The sequence below is a fragment of the Amycolatopsis lurida genome, assembly GCF_900105055.1.
Taxonomy (GTDB): Bacteria; Actinomycetota; Actinomycetes; order Mycobacteriales; family Pseudonocardiaceae; genus Amycolatopsis; species Amycolatopsis lurida.
Genome location: NZ_FNTA01000004.1, coordinates 2496237 through 2515166 on the forward strand (window position 1 = coordinate 2496237; position 18930 = coordinate 2515166).

The 18930-nt window shown below is 68.9% G+C and carries 13 protein-coding genes; 6 read left to right on the forward strand and 7 right to left on the reverse strand.

Translation table 11 applies throughout. The features are described from left to right. Window positions 1–25: 25 nt before the first annotated feature. A complete protein-coding gene (locus BLW75_RS16610) occupies window positions 26–3151 on the forward strand; it encodes an AfsR/SARP family transcriptional regulator (protein WP_034313590.1) in 3126 nt (1041 codons plus the stop codon). On the opposite strand, the gene BLW75_RS16615 is transcribed toward BLW75_RS16610, so the two are convergent. Together BLW75_RS16615 and BLW75_RS16620 are read right to left on the reverse strand one after the other, a co-directional pair. After that, window positions 3135–3857: an ABC transporter permease gene (locus BLW75_RS16615; protein ID WP_395766737.1), complete on the reverse strand. Its 723-nt coding sequence runs from the start codon at window positions 3855–3857 to the stop codon at window positions 3135–3137. The two genes, BLW75_RS16610 and BLW75_RS16615, sit on opposite strands and share 17 nt — an antisense overlap. Window positions 3858–3874: 17 nt before the next feature. Continuing rightward, entirely contained in the window at window positions 3875–4807 is a 933-nt protein-coding gene (locus BLW75_RS16620) for an ATP-binding cassette domain-containing protein (protein WP_034313596.1), read from the reverse strand. 133 nt (window positions 4808–4940) lie between these two features. Here BLW75_RS16620 and BLW75_RS16625 point away from each other — a divergent pair, with 133 nt between their 5' ends. Continuing rightward, window positions 4941–6152 carry a cytochrome P450 gene (locus BLW75_RS16625; protein WP_034313597.1) on the forward strand — a complete coding sequence of 404 codons (1212 nt, stop codon included), beginning with the start codon at window positions 4941–4943 and terminating at the stop codon, window positions 6150–6152. Here BLW75_RS16625 and BLW75_RS16630 read toward each other — a convergent pair. Together BLW75_RS16630 and BLW75_RS16635 are read right to left on the reverse strand one after the other, a co-directional pair. Next, on the reverse strand, window positions 6142–6702 hold the full coding sequence (locus BLW75_RS16630) for an NADPH-dependent FMN reductase (RefSeq protein ID WP_034313600.1): 561 nt from the start codon (window positions 6700–6702) through the stop codon (window positions 6142–6144). The two genes, BLW75_RS16625 and BLW75_RS16630, sit on opposite strands and share 11 nt — an antisense overlap. 15 nt (window positions 6703–6717) lie before the next feature. Further along, window positions 6718–7623, reverse strand: coding sequence for an EamA family transporter (locus BLW75_RS16635; RefSeq protein ID WP_034313602.1), 906 nt, complete (start codon window positions 7621–7623; stop codon window positions 6718–6720). Window positions 7624–7716: 93 nt separating this feature from the next. Here BLW75_RS16635 and BLW75_RS16640 point away from each other — a divergent pair, with 93 nt between their 5' ends. Then, window positions 7717–8223, forward strand: a complete 507-nt coding sequence (locus BLW75_RS16640; RefSeq protein ID WP_034313605.1) for a MarR family winged helix-turn-helix transcriptional regulator — start codon at window positions 7717–7719, stop codon at window positions 8221–8223. Window positions 8224–8291: 68 nt separating this feature from the next. On the opposite strand, the gene BLW75_RS16645 is transcribed toward BLW75_RS16640, so the two are convergent. Together BLW75_RS16645 and BLW75_RS16650 are read right to left on the reverse strand one after the other, a co-directional pair. After that, window positions 8292–10823, reverse strand: a complete 2532-nt coding sequence (locus tag BLW75_RS16645; protein ID WP_034313608.1) for a phosphocholine-specific phospholipase C — start codon at window positions 10821–10823, stop codon at window positions 8292–8294. 309 nt (window positions 10824–11132) lie between these two features. Then, entirely contained in the window at window positions 11133–11546 is a 414-nt protein-coding gene (locus tag BLW75_RS16650; protein ID WP_034313610.1) for a hypothetical protein, read from the reverse strand. A 185-nt stretch (window positions 11547–11731) separates the two neighbouring features. On the opposite strand from BLW75_RS16650, the gene BLW75_RS16655 reads away from it, so the two are divergent. From BLW75_RS16655 to BLW75_RS16665, 3 genes are all read left to right on the forward strand, one after another. Beyond that, a complete protein-coding gene (locus BLW75_RS16655; protein ID WP_034313613.1) occupies window positions 11732–12445 on the forward strand; it encodes a Crp/Fnr family transcriptional regulator in 714 nt (237 codons plus the stop codon). Window positions 12446–12522: 77 nt separating this feature from the next. Then, window positions 12523–12720 (forward strand): hypothetical protein, encoded by a 198-nt coding sequence (locus BLW75_RS16660; protein WP_198935753.1) that lies wholly within the window; start codon window positions 12523–12525, stop codon window positions 12718–12720. Then, a complete protein-coding gene (locus BLW75_RS16665) occupies window positions 12720–14537 on the forward strand; it encodes an HEXXH motif domain-containing protein (protein WP_091597742.1) in 1818 nt (605 codons plus the stop codon). Before BLW75_RS16660 ends, BLW75_RS16665 begins: the two co-directional genes overlap by 1 nt. A gap of 1 nt (window position 14538) precedes the next feature. Here the strand turns inward: BLW75_RS16665 and fxsT are convergent, their stop codons facing one another. Then, window positions 14539–18930, reverse strand: a complete 4392-nt coding sequence (gene fxsT, locus BLW75_RS16670) for an FxSxx-COOH system tetratricopeptide repeat protein (protein WP_091597745.1) — start codon at window positions 18928–18930, stop codon at window positions 14539–14541.

Here is an 18930-nt window from a genome sequence, read left to right on the forward strand (position 1 = left end):
GGTCACCCGTGGCAAAATCGGCCCAATGCAGATCGGGATGCTGGGGCCCTTCGAGGTGCGCACGGACGACGGTGGCTTCGCCGACGTGCCGGGTGCCCGGTTGCGCGGGCTGTTGATCGCGCTCGCGCTCGAACCGGGCAGGGTCGTCCCGAAGGCGGCGCTCGTCGACTGGATCTGGGGCGAACAGCCTCCCGCCGACGCGACGAACGCCTTGCAGCGCTTGGTTTCCCGGCTGCGGAAGGTACTTCCGGAAGGGGTCGTCGAGGGACAGCCGGACGGCTACCGGTTGAAGGTGCCGCCCGACGCCGTCGACGCCGTGCGGTTCGAGCGTCTTGTCGGCCAGGCCCGCGGCGACGAGGAGCCGAAGCGGCTGCGTGAGGCGCTCGCCCTGTGGCGCGGCGCGGCCATGCAGGACGTCGGCCTTCAGGACAGCGGCGCCTTCGACGCGGCGGTCACCCGGCTCGAAGGGCTTCGCCTGACGGCGCTGGAGGATCGGTTCGACGCGGAGCTCGACCTCGGCCACGGCGCGAAACTGATCACCGAACTGACCGATCTGGTGGCCGCGCATCCGCTACGCGAGCGGCTGGTCGCCGCCCTGATGCGGGCCCTCGCGGCGACGGGCCGCGACACCGAAGCGCTGCTCGTGTACCAGCGCACGCGGGAAGCCCTGGCCGACGCGCTCGGCGTCGATCCGTCGCCGGAGCTGTCCGCGGTGCACGTCGCGCTGTTGCGGGGCGAGCTGGGGCGGCGTGAAGAGAACCGCAAGACGAACGTGCGCGCCGAGCTGACCAGCTTCGTCGGCAAGGACGCCGACGTCGCCAAGGTCCGCGACCTCGTCGCCGGGCACCGGCTCACCACCCTGCTCGGTCCCGGCGGCTCCGGAAAGACCCGGCTGGCCACGGAAACCGCGCGCACCTTGCTCGGTGATCTGCCGGACGGCGCGTGGCTGGTGGAGCTCGCGGCCATCGGCCCGGAAAGTGATGTCGCCCAAGCGACTCTGGCCGCGCTCGGGCTGCGGGACGCCCTGCTGGGCGACTCGTCGAACGCCGAACCCGCCGAACGGGTCATCGCCGCGATCCGGGACCGGGAAGTCCTGCTGATCCTCGACAACTGCGAGCACGTGATCGAGGCGGCCGCGGCGTTCGCCCATCGCGTGCTCGGGGAATGCCGCCGTCTCCGGATATTGGCGACGAGCCGGGAGCCCCTCGGTATCACCGGCGAGACGTTGTGGCATGTCGTGCCGCTGGCCGTTCCGGACCGGCACGCCGGCGCCGCCGAAATCGAATCCTCCCCCGCCGTCCGGTTGCTGCGGGACCGGGCGAGCGCGGTGCACAAGGATTTCGTGGCTGACGAGACGACTCTGTCCACCATGGCGCGCGTATGCCGGATCCTGGACGGGATGCCGCTGGCGATCGAACTGGCCGCGGCGAGGCTGCGCACCATGTCCGTCGATCAGCTCGCGAACCGGCTCGACGACCGGTTCCGCCTGCTGACCGGCGGCAGCCGGACCGCGCTGCCCCGGCACCGGACGTTGCGTGCCATGGTCGACTGGAGCTGGGAACTGCTGTCCGACGCCGAGCGGACGGTCCTGTGCCGGCTCTCGGTGTTCTCGGGCGGGGCGAGCCTCGAAGCGGCCGAACGGGTCTGTGTCAGCGAGGCGGTCGAGCAGTACGAGGTCCTCGAACTGCTGACCACGCTGACCGAAAAGTCGCTGCTGGTCGCGGCGGGTGACGAAGCGCCGCGTTATCGGATGCTCGGCACGATCAAGGAGTACGCCGCGCAACGGCTCGCCGAGGCAGGCGAAACGGTGGTGGCACGCCACGCGCATCTCGCCTATTTCACCGAGCTCGCCGAGGCCGCGGAGCCGATGCTCCGCCGCGCCGAGCAGCTGGAATGGCTCGCCAAACTCAAGGCCGAGCACGACAACATCACCTCCGCGATGCGCGGCGCCCTCACCGCGGGCGAGGGCCTGGCGGCGATGCGGCTGGCAGCGGCCTGCGGCTGGTACTGGTGGCTCAGCGGGCACCGCACCGAAGGCATGGAGCTGGTCAGCGCGGCCGTCAGGACTCCGGGCGAGGTGTCCGACGACGTCGCGGCCGTGGTGTACGGGCTCGTCTCGCTGTTCGTGAGTTCCGGTTTCGCCGACGAACACACCGCCGCGAAGTGGATCCACGAGTCGTACCGGCTGGGCATGCACAGTGAGAGCAAGCATCCACTGCTCGGGCTCGTCGTCCCACTGGAACGCATGCTGGCGGGAGACGAAGCGCTGTCGGCGTGGGAACCGGTGCTGGAGGACGAAAACGCGTGGGTCCGTGCGCTGGGCAGGCTGCACCTGGGCAAGATGCGGATCACGCTCGGCCATCCCGGACGGGAGGCGGACGAATATCTCGAGCAGGCGCTCGGTGAATTCCGCGCGCTCGGCGAACGATTCGGGATCTCGTTCGCCCTGACCGAATTGGCGGACCGTATCGCCACTCGTGGCGAGTTCGCCACCGCTTGTGAGTACTACGAAGAGGCGGTCACCGTCGTGACCGAGGTCGGTTCCCTGGAGGACCTCATCCGGCTGCGGTCGCGGCAGGCGCAGCTGTACTGGCTGATGGGCGACGAGAAGGCCGGCGCGGCCGCCGTGGCCGAAGCGCAGCGGTACGCCGAGCGGGTCTCCTGGCCTGGGGCGCTGGGCATGCTCGCCCTCGCGCACGCGGAACTCGCCCACTGGCGCGGCGAAACCGAAGAGGCGGCGCGGCAGCTCGACCTCGCGATGACGGTGATGGGCGACGAAGCCGGTCTCGGCCACGTCCGCGCCATCAGCCACGACCTTCGGGGCTACTTCGCGGACGAGCTCGAAAAATCCCGCGAACACCGGCGAGCGGCCTGGGAGGCGGCCGCCGAGGTGCGGCACGTGCCCCTGATCGCCCACATGCTCGTCGGGATCGCGGATCTGGCCCTGCGCCAGGACGATCCCGAGCAGGCAGCGCGGCTGCTCGGAGCGGCCGACGAGCTGCGCGGGCTGCCGGACCGGTCCCGTCCGGACGTGACCCGGATCGAGGAGACAGTGCTGCGCCGCCTCGGCGAAGCGAAATTCGCGGAGGCGGCGCGAGAAGGCACCGAAGCGGACTGGAAGCGGCTGGCCGAGGTCACGCTCGCTTCTTGAACGTCGAGGACGCCCACAGGTATCCGGCGAGCGCGATCAAGGCGCACCACCCGAGGGCGGGGAGCACGTCGCCCGCGGCCGGTGCCCCGTCGAGCAGCCCGCGCAGGGTCTCGATGATCGGTGTGAAGGGCTGGTACTCCGCGAATTCCCGGAGCCCGGGTCCCATCTTCTCGGCGGGCACGATCGCGCTGCTGAAGAACGGCAGCATGACCAGCGGCACCGAAGCCATCCCCGCGGTTTCCGGGGATTTCGCCGCCAGCCCCAGCGCGACCGTGAGCCAGGCCGCCGCGAAACCGAGCAGGACGACGATCCCCACCACGCCGAGCCAGTCGAGGAAACCGGCCGCCGGGGAGAAGCCCAGCAGGAAGGCCACCCCGGTGAGCGCGGCGATGGCGAGCAGGTTGGTCAGCACGCTGGCGACGACATGCCCGTTCAGCACCGCGCCGCGGGAGACGTCCATGACCTTGAACCGGTTGATGATGCCCTTGGTCATGTCGGAGTTCACCGCGGTCGCGGTCGCGCCGAGCCCGTAGCAAACGGCCAGCAGCATCAATCCCGGCGTGGCGTAGTCGACGTAATCGACGCCGACACTGAACGCGTCGCCGAACACGTACACGAACATCAGCATCATCACGACCGGCATGAGGATCGCGTTGAACACCGAGGTCGGATTGCGGACGAGGTGCTTGAAATTACGGCGCAACATCACCGTGGACGCGGATTTCACTTCACTGCCTCCGTGCTGTGGCCCGTCAGGGCGAGGAAAACGTCATCGAGATCAGGGGTGTGGACGGAGAACTCTTCGGCGGCGACCGCGTACTCGTCGAGCCGGTCCAGCAGCGAGCGCAGGGATTTCGTCCCGCCGTCGCTGGGAACCCGCAGGACGAGCGCCTCGTCGTCCCTGGTGGCTCCGGGGAAGATCCGCGCGGCCGCGTCGAGTTCGGCGACGGTGGTGAACCGCAGCCGGACATGCGTTCCGGGCATCCGGCGCTTGAGTTCGCCGGGCGTGCCCTGCGCGACCAGGCGGCCCTGGTCGAGGACGGCGATCCGATCGGCGAGCTGGTCGGCTTCCTCGAGGTACTGGGTGGTGAGGAAGACGGTGACGCCGCCGTCCACCAGTTCACGGATGATCGACCACATCGTGCGACGGCTGCGCGGGTCCAGTCCCGTGGTGGGCTCGTCGAGGAAGATGATCCGCGGATCGCCGACGAGCGTCATCGCCAGATCCAGTTTCCGGCGCATGCCGCCGGAGTAGGTCGACGCCGGTTTCCGTGCCGATTCCACCAGGTCGAAGCGTTCCAGCAGATCGGCGACGACCCGCTTGTCCGCGGCCGGCCGGCTCAGGTCCGCCATCAGCTGCAGGTTCTCCTGGCCCGTCAGCAGTTCGTCGACCGCCGCGAACTGGCCGGTGACCCCGATCGCCGCGCGCACCGCCTTGGCCTCGGTCACGAGGTCGTGGCCGGCGACCTTCGCCGTCCCGCCGTCGGACTTCATCAGTGTGGTCAGCAGGTTCACCGTCGTGGTCTTTCCCGCCCCGTTCGGGCCGAGCAGGGAGAAAATGGTGCCGGCGGGGACTTCCAGGTCGATACCGTCGAGCACGACCTTGTCCCCGAAGGTCTTTCGCAGTCCCGAGACCGCGATCGCTGTATCTGTCATGGGCACCACTCTGGGCGGCCGCGCTGACACGCCCCCGCCACGGCGCTGACACGGGCGGTGTCAGCGCCGTGTCAGCCGGATGTCAGTGCCCGCGAGGACAGTGGTGGGCACAACCACCACGAAAGGCGAAGCGATGACTCAGACGGTTCCCGTCCCGCAGGGCCTCCCGATGGACCGCGACGCGGGCCCCTTCGACCCGCCCAGCGAGATCACCCGGCTGCGCGAGGCCCGCCCGGTGAGTCCCATGGTCTTCCCCGACGGCCACGAGGGCTGGCTCGTCACCGGCTACGACGAGGTCCGGCAGCTGATGGCCGACACCCGGTTCAGCTCGCGCCAGGACATCGGCATCCTCCACGCGCCGTACGAGACCCCGGGGATGCCCACCCCGACCGAACCCTCCCCGCCGATGCCGGGCATGTTCGTCGCCATGGACCCGCCGGACCACGGCCGGTTGCGCAAGCGGCTCACCGGCGCCTTCACCGTCAAACGCATGAAGCAGCTCGAAGACCACATCGTCGAGATCACCGAACGGCAGCTGGACGCGATGGCCGCGCTGGTCCCGCCGGTCGATCTGGTCAAGGAGTTCGCGCTCCCGGTGCCGTCACTGGTGATCTGCGAACTGCTCGGCGTCCCCTACGAGGACCGGGAGAACTTCCAGGCCGACTCCGCCCAGCTCATGGTCAGGGACCAGACGCTGGAGGAGAAGATGGCCGCGTTCATCGGGATGAACACCTTCCTCACCGAACTGGTCACCCGTAAGCGCGAGACGCCCGGCGACGACATCCTGTCCGATCTCGGCCGCCACGACGACCTCACCATCGAGGAGCTGACTGGAGCCGCTTTCCTGCTGCTGCTCGCGGGCCACGAGACCACCGCGAACATGTTGTCGCTGGGCACTTTCGCGCTGCTGGAGCATCCCGAACAGCTGGCCGAACTGCGTGCCGACGCGGAGCTCATGCCCGGTGCCGTCGAAGAGATGCTTCGCTACCTGTCCGTCGCCGACATCTTCTTCCGCTATGCCACGGAAGACCTGGAACTGGGCGGCGAAACGATCCGCGCGGGGTCGACCGTCATCATCTCGCTGCTGGCCGCGAACCGCGATCCGCGCCGGTTCGAGAATCCCGACGCCTTGGACCTGCACCGCAACGCCCGCGGCCTGCTGTCCTTCGGGCACGGCATCCACCAGTGCCTCGGCCAGCAGCTCGCGCGGGTCGAGATGCGCGCGGGCTTCGAGGGATTGCTGCGCCGCTTCCCGACGCTCGCGCTCGCCGTCCCGGCCGACGAGGTCAAGCTCAAGACCGACATGAACATCTACGGCGTCCACGAGCTGCCGGTCACCTGGTGAGCGGGCGGATGGTCCCGGCGAGCGCGGTGAGCAGTTCCGCCAGCAGCGACGCGGTGAAGTCGTCGGTCAGCGTGCCCTCGCCGTCGAAGCGTTCGTGACTGCGGAACACCGTCACCTCGGGTTTGACGACGACGTCGGCGCCGATCGACGCGAGGATCTGCCGGAGCGCCTGCTGGGCGCGGACCGAACCGAAAGCGCCCGGTGAGGCACCGGCGATCGCGATCGGCTTGCCGGGAAGCGGCGATTCGGCGGCCGGCCTGCTCGCCCAGTCGATCGCGTTCTTCAGCGCCGCGGGCACGGACGCGTTGTGTTCGGGGGTCGCGATCAGCAGCCCGTCCGCCTCGGCGACCCGGCGCCGCAGATCCGCCACCGGTTCCGGTGGTGAGTCGGTGTCGAGGTCCTGGCGGTACAGCGGCAGGTCGCCGAGTCCCCGGTACAGCTCGATGGTCATCCCGCCGGGGTTCAGCTTCCTGGCCGCGCGCAGCAGAGCCGTGTTGTATGAGCCGTCGCGCAGGCTGCCGGAAATCGCGAGGATCTTGAGTTCGGTCATGATCGGTTTCCTTCGTCAGTTCTTGGGGCGGGCGAGGGTCTGGCTGAGCGTCAAAGCGGTGAGGGCGATGGCGAATCCGGTGAGCTGCCACCCGGTGAGGGTCTGGCCGAGCACCAGGAATCCGGCGGCCGTGGCGACGAGGGGGTTGGTCAGCGTCAGCAGGGAGACCGACGCCGGGGCGAGGCGGTCGATGCCGCGGAACCACAGCGGGTAGGCCAGCGCGGTGGTGACGATGCCGATGTAGCCGTAGCCGAGCAGGTTCGTGGTCGTCAGCGAGTCCGGGAGACCTTCGAACAGCAGCGTCGCCGGGGCCAGGACGACGCCGCCCAAGGTCAGCTGCCAGCCGGTCATCGCCAGCGGATGCCCGGGACGGCCCCATTTCTTGGTCAGGATCAGGGACACGGCCATGAGTCCGACGGCGGCGAGCATGGCGGCCAGGCCGAGCGGGTCGAGGCGGGCTTTCGCCGAAAGGGTCAGCAGGGCGACACCGCCGGCACCGGCGATCGAGGCGAACAGGATCGGCGCCGGTGTCCGGACGCGGAGCATCGGCAGCGCGAGCAGGGCGACCAGCAGGGGCTGGAGGGCGCCGAGGGTCGCGGCGACACCGCCGGGAAGGCGGTACGCGGCGAAGAAGATCAACGGCAGGAAGGCGCCGAAGTTGAGCATTCCGAGCACGGTCGTCTTCCACCACCAGGATCCGTGCGGGAGCCGCCTGGTCAGGGCCAGCAGGAGCAACCCGGCCGGGAGCGCCCGCAGCACGGCGGCCAGCAGGGGCCGGTCCGGGGGCAGGAGGGTCGCGGTGACGACGTACACGGTGCCCCAGCTGGCCGGTGCCAGTGCGGCGAGCCCGGCGTCGCGGAGCGTCGGCCGCGCGGCCGGCTGCCCAGTCGGAACGACAGGCCGTTCGGCGATGATCGCCATGATGTCTCCTCACTGATAATCTCAACGTTGAGATAACACCAGCAACTTCTGTCAACGTCAAGTCTCTTAATATTGAGACGATTGGAGGGTGTCATGGCCGACGCGGTGGACGCGGTGATCGCGTTGTGGCGGCACGAGCGGCCGGACCTCGAAGACAAGCTCTGGCCCGCCGAGGTGATCGGCCGGGTTCAGCGGCTTTCCCGGATCCTCGACCGGAAGCTCAAGGAGTTCAACGCCCGGCACGACCTGGAGTCGTGGGAGTTCGACGTGCTCACCACCCTCCGCCGATCAGGCGAAGCCGACGGCCTGACGCCCGGCGCTCTGCTCAAGGCGGCGATGGTCACCTCGGGGGCGATCACGAACCGGATCGACCGCATGGAGGCCAAGGGGCTGGTCGAGCGGGTGCGGGACAGCGACGACCGCCGTTCGGTCAAGATCCGGCTGACCGGCAAGGGCCGCGAAGTCGTCGACGAGGTCTTCGTGCTCCACCTCGAGAACGAAGCCGCCCTTCTACCCGAGCTGAAACCGGCGCAGTGGGCCGAACTGATCGGCGGCCTGCGACTGCTGCTCGAACACTTCGGCGACACGTCATTGGAGTAATTCGCCGGGCGCCAGGGTCATTCGCTCCAGGCACCGCCGGTTTCGACGTACCGTTGCGCCCCTTCTGGCTATGTCCAGCCGAGCGGGGTGACCTCCGCCGCCGACGTCCACGCGCCGCGCCCGCCCGCCTCGGTGAGGGCGCGGAACCGCACATAGCGGGCTCGGGCAGGCCAGAACCGCAGTGTCTTCCGGGCCGCGTCGTCGGCGAAGGTACCCGTGGCGACGGGGCTTCCCCAGGCCGACCCATCGGTACTCAGATAGACCTCATACGCGCCGACGCGGCCGTTGCCGGACCCGTCTTGGCGCGGCAAGTAGGCGAGGCCCGTGACGGTGCGAGCGGCACCCAGATCGAGCTGGATTTCGTGAGGCAACGGGTCCACCCCGCCGGACCACTTGGTGTGCCAGAGGGTGGCGGGATCACCGTCGACGGCGTTCGCGGCGGCGCCGGACTCGCCCACGGTCTCCTGGCTGTCGGCCGAGCGGACGGTGACGGCGAGCGGCCCGGAGCCCATCACCGGGTCGCTGATGGTCTCGGCGCCCGTCTCGACATGCCCGGCGAAACGGCGAAGGAAGCCGTCCGGCCCCTGAGCGGTCAGATCGTACCAGCCGCCCATGCCGCCTTCGATGCTGAACCAGTCCTCGACCGTCGCGCCTTGGGCGACCGTGTACGTCCACGGTCCGCCACCCCGATTGCCGGTGCGCACGGTCAGCTCGCAAGCGGCGCCGGCGTTCGTCATCTTCAGGTACACGACGCCGGAACCGGGCCGCAGCACGACTTCCGGGTTCGGCTTGCCGCCGGTGGTCGCGGTGATCCGGTTGCCCGCGAACCGCCGCAGGAAACCGTTGGGGCCGTGCGCGGTGAGGTCGTACGCGCCGTCCGGGGAACCCACCTGCCAGTAGTCCGAGAGCGTCGCGTTCCCGCCGAGCGTGTAGCGCCAAGGCCCGTCGGTGCGGTGCGCGTTGGCGTATACGTAAAAGTGAGCGCCCGCGGTTCCGGTGTTGGCGAAGTCGATCCAGAACCGCTCGGCCGTCACTCGACCGGAAGCCGCCAACCGGTAGGGCAAGGGTCGTGCGGGCCGAACGCCGGTCTCCGGCACCGGAAGCTTCTGCACGGAAGGCGGCTGCGGCTGGGTGTTCCACGGCCCGCTCGTGGGCACCGGTTCGGTGAGCGCCGGATAGGTCGCGTTCGGCGCCGTGGTGTCCAGCGCCGAAGTCAGGTCACCGCATACGGTGCGCCGCCACGGCGAGATGTTCGGCTCGGCGACGCCGCTCCACTGTTCCAGGAACCGCAGCACCGAGGTGTGGTCGAAGACCTCCGAGCACACCTTCCCGCCCCGGCTCCACGGCGAGATGACGAACATGGGCACCCGCACACCCAGCCCGATCGGTTCACCGGAGACGAATTCGTCGGTCGTGGCCACGGAACTCTTGCCTTCGCCGTCCGACGCCGGCGGCGCGGGCGGTGGCATGTGGTCGAAGAAGCCGCCGTCTTCGTCATAGGTCAGCAGGAACAAGGTCTTGTTCCACACGCCGGGTTTGGAGGCGATCGTGTCGAGGATCGACTTCACCAGCTCCGCCCCGGTGTTGGGCCCCCACGCGGGATGTTCGGTCTGCGCTTCCGGTGCGACGATCCACGACACCGACGGCAACCTGCCCGCGTCGACATCGGCCTTGAAGGCGACCGGCAACTGCTTCGGCGCGACCCTGGCCAGGCCACGGTCGTACAGAGCGCGCTCGGTCGCGGTCAAGGTCGCCACCCCCGCGGCGAGTCCGTCGAGCAGCCGGGTTCGTTCGGCGGCCGAGGCCGAATCCAGGGCGTAGTAGAAGTACTCCAGCTTCGGAAAGGCTTTGCCCGCGGAGTCCTTCACCTTCGACAAGGCCTTGGTGCCGACGGCCAGGAAGCTGCTGAAATAGTCCAGCGAATTGTCGCCGTAGTTGTCCCATTCCTGGTAGACCCGCCAACTGCGACCCGCGGCCTGGAGTCGCTCGGCGTAGGTCTTCCAGGTGTAGCCGGTGTGCCCGGGGTTCTGCCACGCGTCATTGCCGATCGCGCGGGTCGTGCCGTCCGGTTCGAAGCCGAGTTTGCCGGTGAACAGGTACATCCGGTTCGGGTTGGTCGGTCCCATTTCCGAGCAGTGGTAGGCATCGCAGACCGTGAACGCGTCGGCCAGTTCGTGGTAGAACGGCAGCGCCGAACGCTTGTGGTAGGTCAGTGAGCGAACGCCCTTGGCCGCACGCCACGCGTCGTGGCGGCCCTTGTTCCACGCCCGGTGCCCGCCGGACCAGCTGTGGTCGACGTCGGCCATGAACTGGTCGTCGATCGCATACGGCAACAGGGTTCCCGCGCCGTCGGGCTGCTGGAAAACCGACGCCCCGGAAGGCAGTTTGATCGCGGCCGGATCGGAGAAACCCCGGACGCCGCGCAGCGTCCCCAGGTAATGGTCGAACGACCGGTTCTCCTGCATGAACACCACGACATGCTCGATGACTTCGAGCCCGCCCGTCGGCGCTTCCGCGGCGAGCGCCTGCCGGACGCTCGCCGGGAGCAAGGTGAAAGCGGAAGCCGCACCAGCGGCCTTCAGCAGGGTACGACGGCGCACGGAGCCCTCCAGGAACTGCGTTGAACCCGTTTCAATCGTGTTCGAAAATGCACCTTATCCGCGACTATCGAGCAGATAGAAGCATAGGGGCGCTGATCGGTTCAAGGGTTCCGCCCGCGGGCTGCATGATCGGAGCAACAAGACGCGACTTTCGGATGGTGGATCCACGCGGCCGTTCGGTCCGGGGGTCGTGAGTGGTAAGTGTCGTTCTAACGGCACTTACCACTCACGACCCCCGGAGACCGTGGTGGGGGCCGCCCCCCTTGAGCGTCCCCCACCCGGCTCACCCGGCCGGAAACCGGCCGGACGTCATTTCGCGCCGTTGTCCGGACGGCCGGACAACGCCGCCACCGCGAGCACCATGACCACCGGCCAGATCACGGCCATCAACACGGCCCCGCCGAAGGTGATCGCCGTGACCGAAACCGCCGTCGCGATCAGCCCGCCGACGGGTGACACATAACAAAAGCCCAAAGGCCCCAGGAAGAACACCCACGACAGCGCCACCTTCACCGATTTGGCAGGCGGACGCGGAACCGGATAGCGCCCCGGTCCGACGACCTCCCGGTCGTCGCCCTGATACCACCCGCCGGACATCAACGGCGGGTGCGGCGCGAAGAAGGCCGGTCTTCGGCCGAACGCCTTGGGCGTCCGCGGATTCGGTGCGGCCGGCTCACGCCGGTGATCCTTCGGCCGTCCCATGACACTTTCGGCGCTGCGCATGACGTCCTCCCCCGTCGCCGGCCCGAGGCCTGGTGAAGTCACCCCTTGCCTGGCACAATTACCGGTTGCGGTGCGAAACTTCCGGGTCGTTCTGCCCACTGACCATGCTGACGAGTCGGGGGAGTGGCTGATGCGTCAAATGGAACACAGCGCGAAACCGGCCCCCGGCGATTCGGAGGGCCAGGATGACCGGTTCTCCAACGGGTGATCACGGGAGCTTCGGAACGTGGGGGCGGCTGACGCCCGCGGAGCAGTCAGCGCTTCGGCGCGCGGGCCATGTGAAGGTGTGGCGGCCCGGCCAGATCCTCGCCCTCCAAGGCAGTCCGCCCACCAGTATGTTCGTCGTGCTCCACGGCTGGGTGAAGATCAGCGCCACCAATTATCGCGGTGAGGACGCGCCGCTCGCCGCCCGCGGTCCCGCGGAAATCGTGGGCGAGCTGGCCCCGATCAGCGGACTCCCCCGGTCCGCCACCATGTCGGCGATCGACGAGGTGCGCACCCTCGTCGTGCCGAGGGAGAAGTTCCTCGGCGTTCTGCGGGACCGGCCGAGGATCGCCGAAGAGATCTTCCGTACCGCGGCGATCCGGCTGCAGCAGTCCGACCGGCTGCGGCTCGAAGCAGGCGGGCCGGACTTCCCGCAACGCCTCGCCGCGGTCCTCCTGGAGCTGGCGCTGCAGCACGCCGTCGACTGGACGGACGGGCAGCAGGTCGATCTCCGGTTCAACCAAGGGGAATTGGCGGGCTTCGCGCGTGTCTCGCGCAGCACCCTGATCCGGGGCCTGGAAGAACTCCGGCGGCTGGGTGTCGTGCGCACCGCGCGTCAGCGCGTCACCATCACCCGCCCTCGCGCATTACGGGAATTGGCGGCCGGGCGGCCCCCACCGCCCGCCGAGGCCTGATCAGGCACGCAATCTCGGCTATCCTTGTCGAGGTTCAACTCTCGCAACCGTTTCACGGGGTGGAGGGAATCGGCACGATGAGTTCTTTCTCGGCAAGCACCGAACCGGACATCGAATCGGCGTTGCTCGATCTCGACGCGGTCTCCTTCACCGCGTTGCGGGAGCTGGACGGGGAAGCCTTTCGCCAGTCGGCGCATCACGTCGTCGAACGGACCACTCTCCTCCGCGCACGCTACAGAAGCGGGGGCCAGTCCGGTGGCGAGCGCATCGACTGATGCCGCCGTCTGCCGGGGCTCGCCCCGCGTTCCATCGTTTGTCGTGGCAGGACTTCGACGCGCTGGCACGCCTTGACGGCGACGAGGACATGGCCCGGCGGTTGCGGCGCGCCGAGCGAAGCCGCCGCAAACTGTTGATCCACGCTTTGCTGACCGAGGCCACGAAGACACCGGGCCATTCGGGCCCCCTGCCCCCACTGGAGTCCGCCTGGGAACTCCTCGCACGCGCCGAGGCACGGGCACCTCGCGCGGTGAACCGGATGCTCACCAATCCGTACACCGGAAGCTGGGCAGGCTACACGACTCGTCTGCTGCGCAACGGAATCGACGGTGTCGGTCCTTTGTGGATGCATCTGGGCCACGCGCACGCGATCGCGGCGGCCGCGGCGATCCGGGCGGAGCTGGACTTCGAGACGGCCATCCCGGCGTGGCACGGCAACGCCATGCTCCCGTCCCTCGGCATGGCGAGATTTCCCGGTACCGCGGCATTTTCCTCAGCCATCGTGTGCGGCGAGAACGGCCGCTACCTCGTCTCGAACGCCGAAACGACGGTCCGCCTGCCCGGCTCACCCGACGCCGACGCCCCGGGCTGGTGGGGAATCCGCCGGGTGCGTAGCCAAGTCGGCGCGCACCGGTTCTCCCTGCGGCTGGACGATCTTGATCCCTATCGCGGGCTTTACGAACCGGTCCCGCCGGAACGGCTGCCGGGCAAGGAATTGGCGGATTGGCAACGGCTGATCGACGAAGCCTGCCGCCTGATCGCCGCCCATCTCCCCGGCTTGGCCCGCATCATGCCGCTGGGGCTCGCCTCCTTGGTGCCGAAACCCCAGGTGCTCTTCCGGAATCCGAGCGCGTCGACCGGGGAGGCCTTCGGCAGCGCGGTGGTCGGCCTGCCCGCCGACGGCACGTCGCTCGCGGAGACCTTGATCCACGAGTTCCAGCACATCGTGCTCGGCGGCCTGCTGCACCTCGTCGAGTTGTACGAGCCGGATCCACGGGAACGGATCTACGTGACCTGGCGGGATGATCCACGGCCCGTGAGCGGTGCCCTGCAAGGGGTCTACGCCTTCTTCGGGGTCACCGCATTCTGGCGCGCGCTGGCCAACGCCGGCGAATGCCCCCGGCGCTCCGGCTTCGAATTCGCGTTCTGGCGCGCGCAGACGTGGCGCACCCTGCGGATCCTGCGCTCGGACTCGACTTTGACCGACGCCGGACGCCGGTTCCTCGACGACATCGCCGAACGCCTCGGCCCCTGGCAGGACGAGCCCGTGTCGACGGAGGCAGGCGAACTGGCCGCGGCCGCCGGCCGGGATCACCTCGCCGGCTGGCGGGCCCGCCACCTGCGGCCTGACCCGTCGGTGGTCACCGAACTGGCGGCAGCCTGGCTTAGCGGACGACCGCGGCCGCCCGCCACACTCGACGCCCCGGACCTTCCCCCGACGCCGGTACCGGACGGAGACTGGTCCCACGCCAGAACGGACCTGATCCGGCTCGCCGTCGGCGGCACACCGCTGTCGCCGGACGGACGCCCGCCGACGGTGCCCGGCGCCACCGCCGCCGATCTCGCCTACACCTCAGGCGACTTTCTCGAAGCCGTCCAGGGCTACCGGCGGGAACTCGCCACGGATCCGGACCGGCCGAACTCCCTCGTCGGGTTGGGCCTCGCGCTCGCCGCACGAGGCCCACACCCCGCCGCCCGCGCGTTGCTGCACTGCCCCGAACTCGTCCGGGCCGTGCATCGGTCCTTGCGAGCCGTTCCCCGGCCACCGACCGTGGAACAGCTCGCCGCCTGGATCGGTCAACTCGTTCCGGGCTGACTCACATCAGGATCGGGTCGATGTCGCAGTTGGCACGGGCACCCCGGCCCGCCGCCTGCGTTCCGGGGTGGGCCTCGCCAAGGACCCGCCGATACCGCACCAGGATCGGGTCGCGGAACGGTGCTGCCTCGTCCGTCCGGCCGAGCGCGGCCAGGTCCAGTCCGAGGTTGAAGGACGCCGCCAGTACCGTCGGGTGGTCTTCGCCGAGGACCTGTGTGCCGCGTTCGACCGCGTCCCGTCCCAGTTCCACCGCCCGGTCGAGCTCACCCAGCGCCGCCAGGTCACTCGCCAGGTTGATCGTGGCGGCGACGGCATACGGGTGGTCCGGGCCGATGCCGGCCCGGAACTGCTCGAGGGCGCGCTCGTCGAGGACGCGGGCGGCCTCGACGTCCCCCATGAGCCGCAAGGTGACCGCCAGGTCGATATTGGCGACGAGAGTGTGCGGGTGATACTCGCCGAGCCCGCTCCGGAATCGCTCGAAGGTTTCTTCCCCCAGGCGCTTGGCCGCGGCCAAGTCACCTGAGTGACGAAGATCGAGCGAATGGGCGAGAGCGCAGCCCATCGTGACGGAGTGGTCGTCACCGTAGGCGGGCCGGAACCTTTTGAGAGCTTCCGTGGACAGGCTGAGCGCGCCCGCATGGTCGCCGTCCTTGCGCCGGGTCACGGAAAGCAGGAACGAATGGGTCGCGCTGTCCAGCTGGTCCGGGCCGAAGCGCGCGTAGAAATTCTCCGCGAGCCTTTCCTGCTGCACCCGGGCTTGGCCGTACTCCCCCGCCTCGCGCAGGTCCACGATCAAGGAAGCGTTGACGCTGAAGGTGCGGACGTGATCGCGGCCGAGGACCTCGATCCGGCGCCGGAGGGTGTCCTGGTCCAGTTCCGCGGCCGCGCGGTAGGCGCCGGTCAGCCGGAGGCTGATGGCGTGCTGGTACGCGGCGTTGAGTGTCTCCGGGTCGTCCTCGCCGAACATGCGCTTGGACTTCTGGTAGATCTCTTCGCTCAGTTTGGTCGCCGCCGCGAAGTCGCCCTGCGCCCGGAGGTCGATCGTGATGTTCCGCTGGAGTGCGAACGTCTCTTCGTTCTCTTCACCGGACACCTGAAGGCGTAGTGCGAGAGTGCGCTGATTGAGTTCCGCGGCTTCGGAGTACCGGCCGATCGCCCACAGATAGAGCCCCAGCCTCGACGAGACTTCGAGCGTCTGCGGATGGGTGGGGCCGAGGGCGGAGGTGAACCGCTTCCGCGCTTCGAGGCCGAGCCGGGCGGCCTCCTCGTGATCGCCGTACTCGAACAGGTAGCGCATCAGGTTGATGTAGAGCTGACGCGGCCAGTCATCGTCGCAGTCCAGCACGTTCGCGGCGTAGGCGTGTGGCAGCAGTTCGCGGTAGCGCGACCAGTGCCTGCTGGACTCCGGGTCGTTCGGGTCCAGCGCGGCCAGCAGCTGGTGGGCGCCGTGCTGCATCCGCGCGTGCACCTGGCGGGCCATGACCCGGTTGCGCAGGACCAGCTGGACCAGCCGGTGCAGCTGGAGGGTGTTGTTTCCGTGGTCGATCTTCGCGAGGCCGTACCTGTTGATGTCCCGGATGGCCCGCGCGAGCTTGATCGGGTCGCGCAGGGCCGCGTCGAGCTCCGGGGAGATCGACACCCGGTTGACCCCGGTGAGCAGGTCACGCGAAATGGGCTCCGGCGAGAAGAACGCGCAGATGTGGAGGATCTGATGCGCCGCCGGGTTGCGGGTCTTCAGTTCCTCGAACGAAACGTTCCAGGCCGCGGCGACGGAGACCTCGTTGTCGGGCGCCGAGGCGGTGTCGAGGATTTCCTCGACCGACTCGTCGAACAAGCGCAGATACTCCTGCACCGGCATCCCGGTCACCGCGCGCCAGGCCGCCGCCTGTTCGACGGCCAACGGCAGATCGCCGAGTTTCTCGGCGAGTTCGTCGGCGTCGGCCGGGTCGATCTCCGGGCCGCGGCGGCCGAGCAGCTCGACGCTTTCCTCGCGTTTGAACACCGCCAGTTCCAGCGGGCGGGCGATACCGGCCCAATCGGAGTTCCGCGAGGTGATCAGGATTTCGCCCGGACCGTTGCGCGGGAAGAACGGCAGCACGGTTTCCGGGCTCTCGGCGGCGTCGAAGACCAGGAGCCAGCGGCGGAACGGCCGCCCGGTCCGGAGTGCTTCGATGACCGCCGGGACCGCGACGCTGGCTTCGGACGCGCCCTGCAGGCCGAGCATCCCGGCGAGTTCGGTGAGACCGGCGCGGATCTGGGTCGTGTGCGCGGCGTCGATCCACCAGACGAGGTCGTAATCCTGGAGGTGCCGGTAGATGTACTCGGTCGCCATCTGGGTCTTGCCGATACCACCGAGACCGTGCAGCGCCGAAGGGAGCACGGCGGTGGTACCGCTGCTCAACCGTTTGGTGAGCTGGTCGAGCAGTTCGTCGCGACCGGTGAAGTTGGGGTTCCGCGGGGGTACGTTCCCGAAGACCAGCGGCGGGTCGTCGGGCTGGCGGTTGGGGAAATGCCGGGAACTGTCCGAGGCCGAAGGGTGGACGATCCTCGTCGTCGGTTCGTTCGCGTCGGGCTCGCTGAGATAAGTCGAGCGTCCCTGTGGCGCAGGTGTCGAAGCAGGTGGACGTTCGGCCGTCTCAGGCATCTCTGGGCTCACAGCCTTCTTTATTGATTCAGATTCGAATGCGACGAGGCCCCGGCCTTGTACCGCGTTCCGTAGCCGGTCGGCCCGGGACAGGTACGGTCCGGAAAGCGCGCGCATGAGCGCGCTTTCCAATTCCACATCGGCCGGGGACTCGCGGGTGAGGTCTGGATCCGGTGTGTTGTTCGGGTCGGCGATGGCGTCCCGGAGGTGACCGAGCAACCTGATCCGGTCACCGAAATGGGTGGCGGCCACTCGGACGACACTGGCCGTTTCCGACCGTCGCGCGCCACTGAGCAGCAATTCCCGGACTGCCTCGGGAAAAGCGAAGACCCCGTCGGTGTCCCAAGTGGACTCGCCCTTCCTGAGTGCGGGAGCGTACATCATCCCCGAAAGCAAAAGTTCGAGGAGGTGCTCCACTCCCGCTTCCGGTACGAACCGTTGTCCCACCAGCTTCGCGATGTCGAGACGGACCGGTACCGCCGCGAGCAACTGCGCCAATCGTAGGGCAGGCGGCGACGCAACACTGCGGAATCTGTGCACTCTTTCGGCGGGTGACAAAGTTACCGGCGGGTCGGCGAAGTCGGACCGGGAGATCCGTTCCGTGGCGAGGACGACCGTTCCTCCGGCGGCACCGGTGTTTTCGCCGGTCATCAGTCCGGCCCACCAGCCCAGCGACCGCGGCCGCAATTCGAGGACCGGCACCGGGACGAGGTGGCCGGGCACTTGCGAACCGGGCTCGAGCCAGGCGTCCGCGAGGTCGCAACCCCATCGACTGTTGGGCGCCAACGCGTTCGGGACGCGTAACCACGCCTTGTGCGGCTCCATACCGCACCGGCCCCAAAGCCATGGCGGAAGCAGGTGGACGATGCTCACCGGCATCGACCTTCCCCAGCGCGCGAGCATCGGGTACAGCGCGTCCTTGTTCTGCCAGGCATCACCGACACCGTCGGTCAGCAGCAATACGGCCCGCCGCCCCGAAGAATCCACGATCTCGTCCGGGTCGCGGGCGGGCGAACCGGGCGTGCCACCACGGAGAACGAGACCCTCTTCGCTGTCCTTCGCGGTTTCCAACAGCCGGACCTGAACGGTGCGGAAAGCACCCACCTGCCGGAGTAGTTCGACGAACGCCGACACCCTCGGCCGCCACAAGGCCATCGAGGGACCATTGTCGAGGACGAGCGTCAGGTCGAGCCAGCGCTCTGTTCTCGATCGGGTGACCGGCCACCACCGGCCGGTCTCCGCGACCCGGACGGCGGTCGCCACTTCGTCCAGGACCACATTGTTGTGTCGCCGCGACGCCGTCTCCCGTTTCAGCGATCTCAGTGCGCGGAAGTACTCCAGCGATTCCAGGAGCACCACTCCCCCCGGCCCGGTGCCGTCCACCGCGGGTTCGGGCAACTCACCGGGCACGGCCTCGATCGCGACGACCTCACCGTCGTCTTCGGCGGGCACCTCGGCGTCGACGATCCGGGACGGCGGCGACTCGCGAGGTTCCGGGGTTTCCCCGCGCTCGGCGGGAGCGTTGCGGATCCGCGTTTTCCCGGAAGGCCGCCGCGGTTCCTCGGCGGGCTCGGCTTCGCCGGCTGCCCGCCGCGGCGAGATGGCCGCGGCCAGCCACACGATGTCGGCGACATCGATCCAGGTCAGATCCTCGAACCCGAACCGCTTGTCCCCCTGGGAGGAACCGGTCTTCCGTCGCTCCGCCACCGGGGCGGAACGCGAGTCGGACACACCGCCCGGCCCGTCCAC